Source organism: Clostridium sp. ZBS15 (assembly GCF_023845705.1).
GTDB lineage: Bacteria > Bacillota > Clostridia > Clostridiales > Clostridiaceae > Clostridium > Clostridium aquiflavi.
Map to the genome: position 1 here is coordinate 1 of NZ_JAMQHY010000076.1, position 13,762 is coordinate 13,762.

The 13,762-nt window shown below is 26.9% G+C and carries 12 protein-coding genes; 4 read left to right on the forward strand and 8 right to left on the reverse strand.

Going from position 1 to position 13,762, the window contains the following annotated elements; all coding sequences use genetic code 11:
* Nucleotides 1-124: 124 nt before the first annotated feature.
* The 3 genes from NG904_RS16170 to NG904_RS16180 all read right to left on the reverse strand — a co-directional run bounded on the left by NG904_RS16170 (nucleotide 125) and on the right by NG904_RS16180 (nucleotide 3,038).
* Nucleotides 125-790: a site-2 protease family protein gene (locus tag NG904_RS16170; RefSeq protein WP_252213124.1), complete on the reverse strand. Its 666-nt coding sequence runs from the start codon at nucleotides 788-790 to the stop codon at nucleotides 125-127.
* Between the two features lie 154 nt (nucleotides 791-944).
* On the reverse strand, nucleotides 945-1,976 hold the full coding sequence (locus NG904_RS16175; RefSeq protein ID WP_252226704.1) for a dipeptidyl-peptidase IV: 1,032 nt from the start codon (nucleotides 1,974-1,976) through the stop codon (nucleotides 945-947).
* 18 nt (nucleotides 1,977-1,994) lie between these two features.
* Nucleotides 1,995-3,038, reverse strand: a complete 1,044-nt coding sequence (locus NG904_RS16180) for a phosphodiester glycosidase family protein (RefSeq protein ID WP_252213536.1) — start codon at nucleotides 3,036-3,038, stop codon at nucleotides 1,995-1,997.
* 265 nt (nucleotides 3,039-3,303) lie between these two features.
* Here NG904_RS16180 and NG904_RS16185 point away from each other — a divergent pair, with 265 nt between their 5' ends.
* Nucleotides 3,304-4,272, forward strand: a complete 969-nt coding sequence (locus NG904_RS16185) for a biotin--[acetyl-CoA-carboxylase] ligase (RefSeq protein WP_252213120.1) — start codon at nucleotides 3,304-3,306, stop codon at nucleotides 4,270-4,272.
* Nucleotides 4,273-4,335: 63 nt separating this feature from the next.
* Here NG904_RS16185 and asnA read toward each other — a convergent pair whose 3' ends face one another.
* Entirely contained in the window at nucleotides 4,336-5,349 is a 1,014-nt protein-coding gene (gene asnA / locus NG904_RS16190; protein WP_252213119.1) for an aspartate--ammonia ligase, read from the reverse strand.
* 158 nt (nucleotides 5,350-5,507) lie between these two features.
* Nucleotides 5,508-6,458 carry an L-lactate dehydrogenase gene (locus NG904_RS16195; RefSeq protein ID WP_252226707.1) on the reverse strand — a complete coding sequence of 317 codons (951 nt, stop codon included), beginning with the start codon at nucleotides 6,456-6,458 and terminating at the stop codon, nucleotides 5,508-5,510.
* 363 nt (nucleotides 6,459-6,821) lie between these two features.
* On the opposite strand from NG904_RS16195, the gene NG904_RS16200 reads away from it, so the two are divergent.
* Nucleotides 6,822-7,436, forward strand: coding sequence for a 3'-5' exonuclease (locus NG904_RS16200; RefSeq protein ID WP_252226709.1), 615 nt, complete (start codon nucleotides 6,822-6,824; stop codon nucleotides 7,434-7,436).
* A gap of 189 nt (nucleotides 7,437-7,625) precedes the next feature.
* The gene (locus NG904_RS16205) at nucleotides 7,626-7,787 is read left to right on the forward strand and encodes a rubredoxin (RefSeq protein ID WP_252213114.1); all 162 of its coding nucleotides are present in this window, start codon (nucleotides 7,626-7,628) and stop codon (nucleotides 7,785-7,787) included.
* 61 nt (nucleotides 7,788-7,848) lie between these two features.
* Here NG904_RS16205 and pflA read toward each other — a convergent pair whose 3' ends face one another.
* Nucleotides 7,849-8,556: a pyruvate formate-lyase-activating protein gene (gene pflA / locus NG904_RS16210; protein ID WP_252213113.1), complete on the reverse strand. Its 708-nt coding sequence runs from the start codon at nucleotides 8,554-8,556 to the stop codon at nucleotides 7,849-7,851.
* 313 nt (nucleotides 8,557-8,869) lie between these two features.
* A complete protein-coding gene (gene pflB, locus NG904_RS16215) occupies nucleotides 8,870-11,098 on the reverse strand; it encodes a formate C-acetyltransferase (protein WP_252232728.1) in 2,229 nt (742 codons plus the stop codon).
* Nucleotides 11,099-11,512: 414 nt separating this feature from the next.
* Between pflB and NG904_RS16220 the strand changes: the two genes are divergently transcribed.
* Nucleotides 11,513-12,889 (forward strand): DUF2334 domain-containing protein, encoded by a 1,377-nt coding sequence (locus NG904_RS16220; protein WP_252232730.1) that lies wholly within the window; start codon nucleotides 11,513-11,515, stop codon nucleotides 12,887-12,889.
* Between the two features lie 97 nt (nucleotides 12,890-12,986).
* Here the strand turns inward: NG904_RS16220 and pyrE are convergent, their stop codons facing one another.
* On the reverse strand, nucleotides 12,987-13,661 hold the full coding sequence (gene pyrE, locus NG904_RS16225; RefSeq protein WP_252232732.1) for an orotate phosphoribosyltransferase: 675 nt from the start codon (nucleotides 13,659-13,661) through the stop codon (nucleotides 12,987-12,989).
* Nucleotides 13,662-13,762 lie beyond the last annotated feature (101 nt).

A 13,762-nucleotide genomic window follows, 5' to 3' on the forward strand; every position in this document is an offset into this window, starting at 1 on the left:
ATAAAAATGAGTTCGAAAATGTAATGAAATTTTCGAACTCATTTTTATTTTGGTAGAGTGTTGATATATGCATAAGAAAAGTGGGCGGAATAACTTAATATTTCATAATACCCATTACATTAAATTAAAATAACGACATTATAATTACTGCTAAATTAAGAGCTTTCATATATAAAAATTTAACTGGAATATTAATTATAAAGCCTCCAAAAAATATTATGCCTAGTAATATTAACATCTGATATTTATATAATTTCTCTCCTATAATAGAAAATTTCTTTGGCATCAGATCTTCTAATATTTTAAATCCATCTAATCCCGGTATAGGTAATAAATTAAATACTGCAACACTAATATTAATAAGAATAATCTTATTAATCATAAGATAAATGACACTATAATAAGATTCAGGTAACACATTAATTGCAAATCTAGCATAGATTCCAAATAATATTGATGTTACTAATACTACTAATAAATTTGCACATACTCCAGCAGCACTAACTCTTAAATCATCTTTATAATAATTTTTATATGCAGATGGATTAGTTCTAATTGGTTTTGCCCATCCAAATCCAAATAATAATATCATCAGAAATCCCATGGGATCAATATGCGCAACAGGATTCAATGTTAATCTACCTTCATATCTAGGAGTCTTGTCCCCCAATACATCTGCTACCTTTCCATGAGCATATTCATGAAATGTAAATGCAATTAAAATTGCTGGTATTAATACCATTAAATCAAACAATTTATCCAAAAGCATTTTAAACTCAATACTATACATACGTTTTCTCCTTATTTTAAATTTTATTTATATTTGACATTATTGTCATAAACAATTTTTTTTATAAAAAATAATGAAACTATCTCTAAATTGAATTTCTGACTAATAAAGCATAAAATCAATGTCTTAGAGATAATTTCATTTATAAAACTTCTTATTCCTCTACTAAACTAGTATATGATAATTTTCCATCTACAACTGTTGCTACAAACTTTTCTTTTATTTCAACTAGTTTTCCGTCATATGACATTTCTTTTCCTGTAGTAAGATTTTTTACTATTCCTTGAAGATTATCATTAATTAGTATTTCACTTTTACTATTAAAATACATATCTTTTGGATTTACCACTTCAGTTAAGTCTAAATTTTTCCATGATGATGTATCCTCATCTACTGTACCATATATTATTTTCGAAACTTTATCCGCTGTTATTTCGCCAATATATATAACACCTTCGGCATCAATTCCAAGTAATGCCAATTCTTTATCTGATTTGATTACTAGTCTCTTACTAGGACTTGTTGCATAAAAAGTGTTGTTAACCTCATCTTCATAAATCAATCTATCGTAACGTGGAATAACATCCATATTACCTAATACATCAGATTTAAGAGATACTCTTGTTAAATCATGGTTTATGTCTATTCTATAAACAGTATTCTTCATTCCACCTCTGTCTACATCAACATAATACACTCCTGTAAGAACTGAAACACTTATCTTTTTTACTTCCATATTACTTTTATAGCTACATACTTCACTTACATCACTTTGAACTTTATTAGTTGGATCATATGTTACAAGCTTTATCTTCTCTTCATCATCTATATTAGTCTTTTCTGCTATAACTATTCTATCTCTATCAGATAGCCACTTATAATACATTATATCTCCACCATCTTGAGTCTTAATTTCATTTTTTTCATTTGTTGATGTATCTTCTATGTATACTTTATTATTATAATTATAAGTTAAATATCTTCCATCATAAGATATTTTTACATCTTCTGATCCATCTGGAATAGTTGCATTTACATTCTTAGTATCTGCTACATCAGTTTCTACTTTCTTTATTTTAAAATCTGAAGAATGTTTAAAAACAAAACTATCTAAAATGAACAAACCAGCAAATTGTAATATTAGAGATAGTATTGCCCAAGAAATTATTCTTTTAATAACTTTCATTATCTTTGTCTCTCCTTTTTACTCAACAATAATTGCTGTTGGTATCGCTCTTTCTCCTAAGCTATCTGATGGATTATTTATTATCTTATCATTGTAATACATTGTTGTTGATTTTCCACCATCTAAGTTTATAGCATTTACAGCTCCACATTTATAGATTACTTCTTGAGCTTCCTTTAATGTAGCACCTAAACTTGTTGCACTTCTACCGTCTATAACCAAAAGGAGGATTGCGCCATCTGCTCTTTGACCTATTACAGTTCTTGGAGCTACTCCCCAACCGCCATCTCCTGCCATTGGAGTCATTTTACCATTTACAACTAAAGTTGGAGTAAAGCTTAAAGCTTCTTCTATATTTAACTTCTTAAGTTCATTTACAGAATAATTTCCTACTATTAATTTACCTTCTTTTGTAATTCCTAATAAATCAGTCTTTTCATTCTCATTTTTATCATTAAAAATTACCTTTCCTTGATTCATTATAACTCCTGTTGGAAGTCCTCCATTCCCAGTCCATTGAGCTGTTGAAGAACTATCTGTAAATCCACCTCCATTTATTGCTGCTATTGCATTATTATTCTTTGCAATTTGAGAGGTAGTTTCTCCTTCTACATTTAATTTAGAAGTATATCCTACTTTTATTCTAGTTGGATCTTTTATTGTTAAAAGATATCCATTATATTTAGGATTTTCTATTGTATGCAATTCAATATTAGAATCTTTTACTTTAGGTATTTCTACTTCATTAACATTTGTATTTTCAGAAGTTTCATCAACTGATGAAGTACCTAAAATCTCAGCTATTTTTTCATCTGATAAAAACCATGTTGCTAAAAATTGATGATTCATAGATGTCATTGCAGCTCCAACAAATGTTCTTTTTGCATTTTCAAAAGGGCCATATAAAAGTACAAAAGGGCCTGTACAAGCTGTGAAAATAACCATAAATATTAAAAATCCTAAAACCCCTTTAAAAGAAACCTTCTTTCTTTTTTTCCTTTTTTTAGAACCGTTTGGTCTAGCCTTTACAGCTTTTTTCTGCTTTTTTATGTTTTTATCCATGAAATTTTTCCTTTCTTTTTTCATTTCTAAAAGTACTTATAACCATATGTAAATTAAAATCAGACTATCTTTATAATTATATAATACGAAAATTTAAAATTCAATAATTATGTTAGTAATTATTTTCAATATTCATCTTTATTATATATAATTTTAATTTTTTTTTCTTATTATGATATAATTTATTCAATAATTATATGTTTTTACAAGTTAATAATTATTCTTACAAAAATAATCTTAAAGAATTAAAAGGAGATATTTAATTATGGAAAATAAAATTTTAAATAAATTAAAAAATTCTTCTAAATATATTTCTGGAGAAACCTTAAGTTTAGAATTAAAGATTTCAAGAAGTGCTATTTGGAAACATATTAGGACATTAAAAAATAAAGGCTATGTTATAGATGGAATTTCAAACAAAGGATATAAATTAATATCCTCACCTAATACATTATTTCCAAATGAAATAAATCCATTATTAAAAACAAAAAAAATAGCTAAAGATATAAAATATTTTTCTGAACTCCCATCAACTAATAAAACTGCAAAACAACTAGCTGATAATGATACTATAAGTGATGGAACATTAATACTTGCTGAAAAACAAACTTTAGGTAAAGGACGTTTTGATAGAAAATGGATTTCACCAACCAATGGCATTTGGATGAGTTTAATATTAAAGCCAAATATTCCACCTTCAGAAGCTTCGAAAATAACTCAAATTGCAGCTGCTTCAGTCTATAAAGCACTTTTAAACTTAGACATTAATGTACATATAAAATGGCCTAATGATATTTTTGTTAATGGTAAAAAATTATGTGGTATCTTAACAGAAATGAAATGTGATATAGATAGAATACATTATTTGGTTTTAGGAATAGGATTAAATGTAAATTTAGAAAGTCAAGAAATTCCAGATGAACTTAAAGACATAGCTACGTCATTAAAATTAGAATTCAATAAAACCTTCAGCAAAAGCTTAATACTTTCAGAAATTCTTAACAATTTCGAACCACTTTATGAAAAATTTATTTTTAAAAATGATATTTCTGAAGTATTAAATATATGTAGAAAAAATTCTAATCTTTTAAATAAAAAAGCAAAACTTATAACTTATCATAATGAAGAAATAGTCACCTGCATTGGTATAAATGATAATGGTGAACTTATTGTAAAAGATACAGCTGGAAATGAGAAAGCTGTAACAAGTGGAGAAATTAGTTTTAGGATATAAGATATAATTTCCTATACATATTTTAAGGCTCTGTATTAAAACAGAGCCTTGAAATATGTACTTTTATAATAATCTTATACCATGATTTTCACATGCCACTAGATTTTTTTCATCCCAGATTGAAGCTTGCACTTCACCTATATGAGCTTTTTTCAAGAAAAACATACATATTCTTGATTGTCCTATACCTCCGCCAATTGTATATGGTAATTTACCTTCTAATAACATCTTGTGGAATTCAAGATTTTTTCTATCTTCACAATTAGCTTCTTTAAGTTGTCTTAATAAAGCTTTTTCATCAACTCTAATTCCCATTGATGATACTTCAAATGCCCTATCTAAAATTGGATAGTAGAAGATTATATCTCCATTCATAGTCCAATCATCATAGTCTGGAGATCTCCCATCATGCTTTTCTCCTGATTTTAATATATCCCCAATTTGCATTATAAATACTGCGCCTTTTTCTTTAGCTATAAGATCTTCTCTTTCTTTCGCAGTTTTTCCAGGATACATATCTTCTAACTCTTGAGTAGTTATAAAAAATATCTCTTCTGGTAAAAATTTTTCTTCATCCATTGATTCTTTGCAAGCATAGTCTTCAGCTTTTTTAAATACAGTATAGATTTTCTTTACTACATCTTTTAAAGTATTTAGATTTCTATCTTCTTTGTTTATTATTTTTTCCCAATCCCATTGATCTACATATATAGAGTGAAGATTATCTAAGTCCTCATCTCTTCTTATAGCATTCATATCTGTATATAAGCCTTCACCTACATTAAAGCCATATCTATATAAACTATATCTTTTCCATTTAGCTAATGAATGTACTATTTGCACATCTTTTCCTGTTGCTAAAACGTCAAAACTTACAGGTCTTTCAGAACCATTTAAATTATCGTTCATTCCTGTTTGAGGTTCAACAAATAAAGGCGCTGAAACTCTAGTTAAATTTAAGCTTTCTGCAAGGGCTCTTTCAAAAAAGTCTTTAATCTTTTTAATATGAACTTCTGTTTCTATCAATGAATTTTTGCTTTTATATCCTTCTGGAATAATAACATTTTCAATATTCATAAATAAATCCCCCTTAAATTATTCTATATTACTTATATTTTTTAAATAAATATTTAGTAAAAAGGAGATCTTGAAATGCATTTGCATACTCGATCTCCTAAACATCCGTATTTCACTCATTCAGTATAATAAATTAATAATAATTTGTCAAATAAAATTTAAATTTGACATTTTGATACATGTTCTTTTAATATATTCGCTGAATTTTGTAATTTAATTATTTCTTCCTGAGTTATATTTGGCTCTACTATTCTTACTGCACCATTGCTATTAATTATAGTAGGTATAGCTAAGTACATATCACTAATACCGTACTCTCCTTGCATTAATGATGAAACAGTTAGAATAGCATTTTCATCTCTAAGAATTGATTCTGCTATTTTAGTTATAGCTAATCCAATTGCATAATAGGTAGCTTTTTTTCTACTTATTATTTCATATGCTGCATTTTTAACATCACTTTCAATAACACTTCTTATTTCTTCATCCCATTCTAATGAGAACTTCTTTGTGTAGTCATCAAATCCTTCTCCAGCAATACTTCCAGTACTCCAGCTTACAACTTCACTATCGCCATGTTCTCCTAAAACATATGCATGTATATTATTATTGTTTACATTTAGGTACTTACCTATAACGTATTTTAATCGTGATGTATCTAATACAGTCCCTGTTCCTATTACTCTTTCCTTAGGGAATCCTGATAATTTATATGTAATATATGCTAAAATATCTACTGGATTAGATGCAACTAATAATACAGCTTCTGGGCTTACTTTTGCTATTTCCGGAATAAATCCTTTAAATATATTATAATTTTTTTCAATTAAGTCTAATCTAGTTTCTCCTTCTTTTTGTGCTGCTCCTGCTGTAATTATAACTATATCAGAATCTTTAGTTTCTGCTATGCTACCAGCATATATATTAACTGGTTTTACAAATGAAGTTCCATGAACTAAATCCATAACTTCTCCCATGGCTTTATCCATATTTATGTCACATATACAAATTTCTGTAGCTACTCCACTATTCATTAAAGCAAATGCTGTTGTTGATCCTACAAATCCTGCACCTATAATTGATACCTTACGTTTTCTTTCTCTTGCCATGTCTAGTCCTCCTAAATATTCTATTCTTTAATATATTATTATCAAAACGTTTATAAATTATTATTTTACAAATTTATAAACATATTAAAATACTTTATTATTGTTTCCTATTAAATTGATTCTAAATAATATTATAAATATATTATTTAGAAATTAGGTTTCTTATTTCTTTCTAAGTCAGTATACATTAAATAATAATCAAATTCAATAGTATTTAATAATAATTATCGTTTAGTTGAATTAATTGAAAAACTTTAGAAATACTATATAATTAGATTTAGGCATTAATTAGAATAATGTCTTTAATATAGTATTAAATACTATAATTAAGTTTCTTATAAACTAAGGAGGTATTATTTTATAATGAAATTATTATTTTTTGATACAGAAACTACTAGTATTAAGCCAGGTAGCATCTGTCAATTAAGTTATATAACTGTAGATGCAAGTTCTAAACCACAAATAACAATAGGTAAAAATTTCTTCTTTACAGTTGATGAAATGGATCCATCAGCTCAAGAAATCCATGGTTTCTCTTTGGAAAAACTATATGAATTATCAGAAGGTCAATATTTTGAAGATTTAGTTCCTGAATTCTTTAAAGATTTTATAGAATCTGATTTCTTAATAGGACATAATGTAAATTTTGATATTAGATTTTTAAAACACGAATTATCTTTATTAGGTGAAGATTTCACCCCAAAACATTCTTTTTGTACAATGGCTCACTATAGAGATATTTGTAAACTTCCTAAAGCAAATGGTGAAATAAAGAATCCTAAATTAGAAGAAGTAATAAATTTTCTTGGAATAACAAAAGATCAAATCACTAAAACTTCTGATAAATTATTTAAAGGTAGTGGTAATTATCATGATGCAAGATTTGATACAACTGCAACTTATTTAACCGTAACTGAAGGATTAAAAAAAGGATATTTCCCAAGAGGATATTTTACAAATTTACTTAAAAAGAAATAATTATTAAAATTATTTCTTTCAAAGTGTTAATTTACCCATTCAGTTGATTAATTTATAGATTTAATTCATATTTATTAACAAATTAAATTGAATATTTAGAGGATTACATTAATATTTATTAACATTAATATAATCCTCTAAATATTATATTATTATCAACAAATATTATATTGAATGAGGTGAATTCACATGAAAAAATATATTTGTGATATCTGTGGGTATATATATGATCCTGAAATAGGAGATGTAGATAGTAATATAAAACCTGGAGTAAAATTTGAAGATCTACCTTGTAATTGGATTTGTCCTATATGTCATTTCGAAAAAGAAAACTTTTCTTTATTATTATAATTTTATTTTTATATAATAAAAAAATAAGGAGCTTTTAAAATTTAAAGCTCCTTATTTCTATTTATTCTTCAATAATACTTTGATATTTTTTAGTTATTTCTTTATCCATAGCTGGAACACCTTCTAATGGATATTTAAAATTTAAAACGTCATACTTATTTTTTCCTAGCAGATGATATGGTAATAATTCTACTTTTTCAACCCCACTTATATTAGATATGTATTTTTTTAGATTTATTATATGTTCTTCCCCATCAGTTAATCCTGGAACAACAACATGTCTAATCCAAATTGGAATTTTAGAATTTTGAACCCCTTGTAAAAATTTTAATGACTCATCAATTTCCATATAAGTTACATTCTTATAACCATTTTTATCATAGTGTTTTATATCAAATAAAACTAAATCTACATATTTTAATATTTCATCATATTCTCCAAGTCCAAATCCTGAGGTATCTAAACACGTGTTTATTCCTTTTTCTTTACATAATTTTAATACTTCTAGAAGAAATTCTGGTTGCCTTAAGGGTTCTCCACCGGAAAATGTAACTCCACCATTAGAACTTTTAAAATATGTTTTATATCTCTCTATCTTCTTAACTAAATCTTCTGCAGTATATTCTTCTCCACCATCATAAGTCCAAGTATCTGGATTATGACAATATTTACATCTTAATGAACACCCTTGAAAAAATACAACTACCCTAATTCCAGGTCCATCTACTAATCCCATAGTTTCAATTGAGTGAATTCTTCCCTTAACCATTTTTCTATCCTCCTAGAACTACACCCCTGCCATTTAAGACAGGGGTATAATTAAGTTATTAAGTTATGTTTATGAATTTATAGTATATATAAAAAGGGGGTATGCCCTTTTTAAATTGAGAGTGGAGAGTGGAAAATTGAAAGTTTAGGATGAAAGTCTTACAGACTTTCTAAAAATATAATTTCAAAAATTCCATGGAGGAATTTTTTCCTTCACTCTCCACTATCAACTCTCAATTCTAAACTAATTATTCTTCCACTTTACTTATTAATATATCAATAAATATTTAAAATATAGCTTTAATTATTTAATCTTAGATACTTTCGTGGAAAGTTCTGCTTATAACTTCTAATTGTTGTTCTTTTGATAGTCTGCTAAAGTTAACAGCATATCCAGAAACTCTGATTGTTAATGTTGGATACTTATCTGGATTTTCCATTGCATCTATTAATGTTTCTCTGTTAAGAACATTAACATTTAAGTGATGTGCTCCTTGAACAAAATATCCATCTAAAATTGAAACTAAATTAGATATTCTTTGTTCTTCACTCTTTCCAAGTGCATCTGGTACAATTGAGAATGTATTTGAAACACCATCTTGGCAAACTTCATTGTAAGGTATTTTAGCAACTGAATTTAATGATGCTAATGCTCCATTTGCATCTCTTCCATGCATTGGATTAGCTCCTGGTGCTAAAGGTTCACCTTTCTTTCTTCCATCTGGTGTTGTACCAGTTTTCTTACCATACATAACATTAGATGTAATTGTAAGTGCTGATAATGTATGTTTAGCATCTCTATATAAAGGATGTTTCTTAAGTTCATTTGAGAACTTAGTTACTAATTCTACTCCTAAATCATCTGCTCTATCATCATCATTTCCGTATTTAGGGAAATCACCTTCAACTTCAAAGTCGATAGCTAGTCCTTCTTCATTTCTTATTGGTTTAACTTTTGCATATTTAATAGCTGATAATGAATCTATTGCAACTGAAAGACCTGCAATACCAAATGCCATAAGTCTATCTACCATAGTATCATGTAAAGCCATTTGTCCTGCTTCATAAGCATATTTATCGTGCATATGATGTATTATATTCATTGTATCTACATAAATTTTAGCAACATATTCTAAAACTTTGAAGTAATTTTCTTTTACTTTATTGAAATCTAAAACTTCATCATTCATTACTTCAATTCCTGGTATTACCTTCATTCCTTTTAATTCATCACAACCACCATTTATTGCATATAAAAGTGATTTTGCAATATTACATCTTGCTCCAAAGAATTGCATTTGTTTACCAACCTTCATAGCTGATACACAACAAGCTATTGCATAATCATCACCATAAATTGGTCTCATTACTTCATCACTTTCATATTGAACTGCATCTGTCTTAATTGATATTTCTGCACAGTATTTTTTAAAGTTTTCTGGTAACTTATCTGACCATAAAACTGTTAAATTTGGTTCTGCTGAAGCACCTAGATTTATCAATGTATGTAAGTATCTAAATGAGTTCTTTGTTACTAATGACTTTCCATTTATACCCATACCGCCAATTGATTCAGTTACCCATGTTGGATCTCCACCAAATAAATCATTGTATTCTGGAGTTCTTAAATGTCTTACTAATCTTAATTTTATTATAAGTTGGTCTACTAATTCTTGAGCTTCTTTTTCAGTTATTAATCCTGCTTCTAAATCTCTTTCAATATATATATCTAAAAATGTTGAAGTTCTACCAAATGAAGTAGCTGCTCCATTATTTTCTTTAATTCCAGCTAAATATCCAAAGTATAAAGATTGTACCGCTTCTTTGGCATTTGATGCTGGTTTAGATATATCACAGCCATATTTAGCTGCCATTTCTTTTATTTCTCCCAAAGCTCTAATTTGCATAGAAACTTCTTCTCTTTTTCTTACCAATTCATCAAGCATGTCCCCTTGAAGATTATCAAGATCTTTTTTCTTTTCTTCTATTAAATAATCTATACCATAAAGAGCTACTCTTCTATAGTCACCTATTATTCTTCCTCTGCCATAAGCATCTGGAAGTCCTGTTAAAAGTCCTGCACTTCTTGCAAGTCTTATTTCTTTTGTATAGCCATCAAAAACTCCTTCATTATGAGTTTTTCTATATTTTGAAAAATGTTTTTCTATATCTTTATCTAATTCATATCCGTATTCTTTTAATGAAGTTTGAACCATTCTCATTCCACCAAATGGATTTACAATTCTTTTTAGTGGAGCATCAGTTTGAAGTCCTACTACTACTTCATTATCTTTATCTATATATCCTGCTTCATAGTTATTTATTCCTGAAACTCTGTCGGTTGCAATATCTATTATTCCTTTTTTAACTTCTTCAACAATTAATTCGTATGCTTTATCCCATACCTTTGCTGTCTTTTCACTTATATCTTCTAAGAAGCTTGAATCTCCTTCGTATACTTTATAATTCTTTTGTATAAAGTTTCTTACGTCAATACCTTCTTGCCAAGTACCGTTTTTAAATCCTTCCCATTGTTTAAACATGATTTTGCCTCCTTTTAATATATATCAAGAAAAAACTTTGTTAAATCTTTCTCAATGTTATTATAATATAAATTAGTGTAAATTCAAAGCTTTTTTCTGTTTTTTCTTAAAATTTATATTTTTTTTATGCTCATAAACAACTACACTTACTTATTTTGTATATTATCTTATTTATTTACTTATACTCTGTTTTTTTGCATTTTTATAAAATAAATCATTGTAAAGATTGTTATTTTTTTCTCAATTGAATCCACTAAAATTAACAATATTGCTATTTAAACGTTTTTTAAGTTATAATGATTATCAATTGAAAAGAAAATTTTAATTTATTTATTCGAAATTTGACACATTCAAATGTTATAATTAATATATATATATATTAATTTTATTTACATATTTAAAAGGGGAATACTTATGATTAAAAATTTTAAAAAAACATTAATTTATTTTATTTCATTCATCATTATATGTTTAGGAGTTTATTTTTTTATTGCCCATAATAATACTTTTAAGAACAACTTAACAATTATAAACAATAAAATTTATTCTAAATCATTACCAACAAATAATTTTGAAACTAAATATGTATCAAATATTAAATTTGATAATATGCCAATAGAAAATGTACCTGATATTACTTTAAATATTTTAAATAAAACAACTATAAAAAACATACCCACCTTATTAAAAGCTCAAAGATATTATTTTTCAATCAAATCTATAAGTAAAATATTGGGTTATTCTACTGATTATTCAAATAATGAAATACAACTAACAAAGGATAATAAAAATATTATCCTAAAAAATAATACCTTTGAAAAAAATCTCAAAGAATTTAGCCTTAGAGGAAATTCTTTAGTTCATGATAATGAAACTTATATATCTCTATCAGATATAGAAGACATATTTGATCTTATAGCTATATTTGATTTTAATAAAAAAAGTATCAGTTTGCTAAATAATGAGCTAGAGCAACCTAATTTATCCAACATTGTATTTAGCCAAAAAGTAGCCATGGTTAGATTCGAAGATTTTACATGTGGTGATACTAACTTTGTAGATGTGAATCAAGCTAAAGTAAAATGTATGGCTAATCTTTTATATTCTAAAGGAATAAAATTCCATGTTGGATGGATTCCTAGATTTAAAGCTCCTACAGAAAACATAGATAATGATTTATTAAAAAATAACACTATAAATAATGTAGGTTTTATTAATTTATTAGACTATTTAATAAATAAAGGTGCTGAAATTGGTTTGCATGGTTATACTCACCAAAGTGGCAATGATAGAAGTGCTGTTGGAGAAGAATTATCTAAAGATGTAAATAATACAATAGAAGATACTAAAAAGATAATTGAAAATGGTATTGATGTTGCTAGTGGCTTAAATATCCCTATAAGTTTTTATGAAAGTCCACATTATAGAGATACAAAACTTCAACAAAGTGTAATTGAAGAATATTTTCAATATATATACGAACCTTATGACAACTCAACCTCTAATTTATACAACAACAATAAAAACAATTTATATGTACCAACACCATTAGGATACGTTCCAGACCCTAATGATTTATCTTCTATAATAAACGGACTTAAAAAGAATGATTCAAAGATTTTAAATAGTTTCTTTTATCATCCATCAATTGAATTAGATTTTATAAATTTAAAAATAGATAACGATAAACTGAATATTGACTATAATACTAACTCTCCATTACAGCAAATTGTAAAAGCAATTAAAGACAATAAATATAATACTATTCATATTACAGAATTAAAGAAATAAAAAATCACTAATCTTAACCTTTAAACAAAATTATAATTTAACTAGAAGTTACTTTAAAATCACATCAAGTAACTTCTAGTTTTTTTACTCTTCATTTCTATTTGGCACCATACTGTTTGTAGTATTCATCTATTCTAATTTTGATTTCATCATCAATTATTACTTTTCCATTAATTTCTTTATTATATAAATACTCTACAACCTCAGTCATTGTAACTATGGCACAAGCTTTAAATCCATATTTTTCTTCTAATTCTACTAATGCAGATTTTTCTCCTTGACCTTTTTCCATCCTATTAACAGATATAACAAGTCCTACTACATCTACATTACATTGTTCTTTTATAATTGGCATTGTTTCATAAATAGATTTTCCTGATGTTGTTACATCCTCTACTATTAAAACCTTATCTCCATGATTTAATTTACTTCCAAGAAGTATTCCAGTATCTCCATGATCCTTAACTTCTTTTCTATTTGAGCAATAACTTACATCTATTCCATACTTATCACTTAAGGCCATTGTAACTGTAACACTTAAAGGAATTCCCTTATACGCTGGTCCAAACACTATATTATAATCGTCATCATAATTTGCCTTTATAGCTTCAGCATAATATTCTCCTAATCTTTTTAATTGACTTCCTGTTTTATAATTTCCTGTGTTAACAAAGAACGGTGTCTTTCTGCCACTCTTAGTTACAAAATCTCCAAAAGTTAAAACTCCACACTCTATCATAAATTCAATAAACTCTTTTTTATATGCTTCCATTCTATATTCCTCCCAATATTCACAATGTATTTTAATATATGCTAGTGTTTATATATGCATAAGCAAAGTGGACTGAGTAATTGAACTTAGGAATACTAAAA

Excerpts from the sequence above, each read along its gene's own strand:
- NG904_RS16220 (WP_252232730.1), top strand. The coding sequence starts at position 11,513 with ATGATTAAAAATTTTAAAAAAACATTAATTTATTTTATTTCATTCATC.
- NG904_RS16195 (WP_252226707.1), bottom strand. The coding sequence starts at position 6,458 with ATGGCAAGAGAAAGAAAACGTAAGGTATCAATTATAGGTGCAGGATTT.
- NG904_RS16175 (WP_252226704.1), bottom strand. The coding sequence starts at position 1,976 with ATGAAAGTTATTAAAAGAATAATTTCTTGGGCAATACTATCTCTAATA.
- asnA (WP_252213119.1), bottom strand. The coding sequence starts at position 5,349 with ATGAATATTGAAAATGTTATTATTCCAGAAGGATATAAAAGCAAAAAT.
- pyrE (WP_252232732.1), bottom strand. The coding sequence starts at position 13,661 with ATGGAAGCATATAAAAAAGAGTTTATTGAATTTATGATAGAGTGTGGA.
- pflB (WP_252232728.1), bottom strand. The coding sequence starts at position 11,098 with ATGTTTAAACAATGGGAAGGATTTAAAAACGGTACTTGGCAAGAAGGT.
- NG904_RS16170 (WP_252213124.1), bottom strand. The coding sequence starts at position 790 with ATGTATAGTATTGAGTTTAAAATGCTTTTGGATAAATTGTTTGATTTA.
- NG904_RS16185 (WP_252213120.1), top strand. The coding sequence starts at position 3,304 with ATGGAAAATAAAATTTTAAATAAATTAAAAAATTCTTCTAAATATATT.
- NG904_RS16180 (WP_252213536.1), bottom strand. The coding sequence starts at position 3,038 with ATGGATAAAAACATAAAAAAGCAGAAAAAAGCTGTAAAGGCTAGACCA.
- NG904_RS16200 (WP_252226709.1), top strand. The coding sequence starts at position 6,822 with ATGAAATTATTATTTTTTGATACAGAAACTACTAGTATTAAGCCAGGT.
- pflA (WP_252213113.1), bottom strand. The coding sequence starts at position 8,556 with ATGGTTAAGGGAAGAATTCACTCAATTGAAACTATGGGATTAGTAGAT.
- NG904_RS16205 (WP_252213114.1), top strand. The coding sequence starts at position 7,626 with ATGAAAAAATATATTTGTGATATCTGTGGGTATATATATGATCCTGAA.